General features: G+C 61.3%; 1 protein-coding gene. It reads left to right on the forward strand.

Features of this window, described 5'->3' with window-relative positions; translation table 11 throughout:
* The first annotated feature begins 195 nt into the window (after positions 1-195).
* A complete protein-coding gene (tnpC, locus tag J2046_RS33570) occupies positions 196-1,866 on the forward strand; it encodes an IS66 family transposase (protein WP_210059128.1) in 1,671 nt (556 codons plus the stop codon).
* The last annotated feature ends 106 nt before the right edge of the window (positions 1,867-1,972 follow it).

Raw genomic sequence — 1,972 nt, forward strand, 5'->3', positions numbered from 1 at the left:
AAGCTTTGCCTGGCCCAAGGTTCAGGATGGGACGATGCGTCTTTCCAGGGGGCAATATGAGGCATTGTTCGAAGGCCTCGACTGGCGGCGGGTGATGGCGCAACGAGTGACCGCGCCGTCGGCGGCAGGGTGAATATCCGGCCGCCTTTGCATTGTTTTATTTGGCTTTTCCGTGCTGCCTTGCTATAAGGGCGCATGTCATCGCCCCTTGATCTCAGCCTGTTTCCGGACCTTCCGCCAGAGGTGGTGAAGGCGTTTGCGGCGATGCAGTTCGAGCTGTCGGTCGAGCGTGCTGCACGTCAGCATGAGCAGGCTGTGGTGGCCGAAAAGGACGCGTTCATCTCCGAGTTGAAGGAACTGATCGAGAAGCTTGAGGGGCAGGTTCACGACTATCGGCGCACGAAGTTCGGGCCGAAATCGGAAAAGCTAGATCCGACGCAGATGGAACTGGCGCTGGAAGACCTTGAAACGGCGATTGCCGAAACACAGGCGCGGATCGCCGCCGTCGAGAAGAAGATCGAAGCCAGCGCAATCAATCCTGGAGAGGTTGGCGATCCGGACAAGGCCGTTTCTCGCAAGGAGCGGAAGGCCCGTGCACTGCCCGAACACCTGCCGCGGGTCGAGCGCGTGATCGAGCCCGAGAGCATCGCTTGTCCCTGCGGTTGCGGCAACATGGTCCGGATCGGCGAGGATCGGACGGAACGGCTCGACCGGATCCCGGCGCGCTACGAGGTGATCGTCACGATCCGCCCGAAATACGCATGCCCCAAGGGTCGAACGGGCGTCCTCCAGGCCAAAGCGCCGGCACATCTTTTGGAAGGGAGCTGGCCGACCGAAGCCCTTCTGGCGGAGATTGCCGTCTCCAAGCATTCCGAACATATGCCGCTCAACCGGCAGGCTGAGGTCATGGCGCGACACGGGGTGCCGATAGACCGCACGGTCCTGGCCGATTGGATGGGGCGCACGGGCAGCGAAATCGCACCGGTGGTCGACCATATGGCCAAACGGCTGCTGTGGGAAAGCACGCGCCTCTATGTCGACGAAACGACGGCCCCGGTGCTGGATCCTGGGCGAGGCAAGACAAAGACCGGCTATCTCTGGGCCGTGCTGCGCGACGACCGCGGCTGGAATGGTTCTGCTCCGTCAGGTGTGGTGTTCCATTATCGGCCCGGGCGTAAAGGAGAATATGCCGCTGAAATTCTCGCCGGGTTCAACGGTACGATCCAGGTCGATGCCTACGGTGGTTACTCTCACCTCGCCACGTCGGACCGGATGGGTGGCGATCCCTTGAAGCTGGCTTTCTGCTGGGCGCACGGGCGCAGAAAGCTGATCAAGGCGACGCCGAAGAGCGGATCGCCCATTGTCGACGAGGCGCTGGTGCGCATCTCCGCGCTCTACAAGATCGAAGACAGTATCCGGGGCTCAGACTCCGAACATCGCCGGGCCGTTCGACAGGACCTGTCCCTCCCGCTGGTGGACGAGTTCTTCACCTGGCTGGCAGCCCAGGCCGCGCGCGTCTCACGCAAATCTGACCTCGGAAAAGCCCTGGCCTATATGCTAAAACGACAAGACGGCTTCCGGCTGTTCCTGGACGACGGCCATGTCGATATTGACTCCAACCTGGTGGAAAACGCGATCCGCCGCCCGGCCATGAACCGCCGCAATGCGCTCTTTGCGGGGCACGATGAAGGGGGCCGCAATTGGGCTCGGTTTGCCAGTCTGATCGGCACTTGCAAAATGAACGGCGTTGAACCTTACGCCTATCTTTGCGACCTCTTCACCCGCCTAGCAAACGGCCACCTCGCCAAAGACATCGACGCCCTGATGCCATGGGCCTATGCCGCCCGCATCAGAGCCTCACAATGAGCTCGTCAGAGACTAGAGCGGGATGAATTTAGGCGGAATCGGCATGGGGATTCCCTTTTGTGAGCAAATCAGATTCACCATTCAGGCCGGTGCAGGAGGCCGGCCA

Origin of the sequence: Neorhizobium petrolearium (genome assembly GCF_017873175.1) — a bacterium.
Lineage (GTDB): Bacteria > Pseudomonadota > Alphaproteobacteria > Rhizobiales > Rhizobiaceae > Neorhizobium > Neorhizobium petrolearium.

What these genes read in the sequence shown, in the direction of transcription:
- tnpC (WP_210059128.1), top strand. Translation starts at nt 196, where the DNA reads ATGTCATCGCCCCTTGATCTCAGCCTGTTTCCGGACCTTCCGCCAGAG.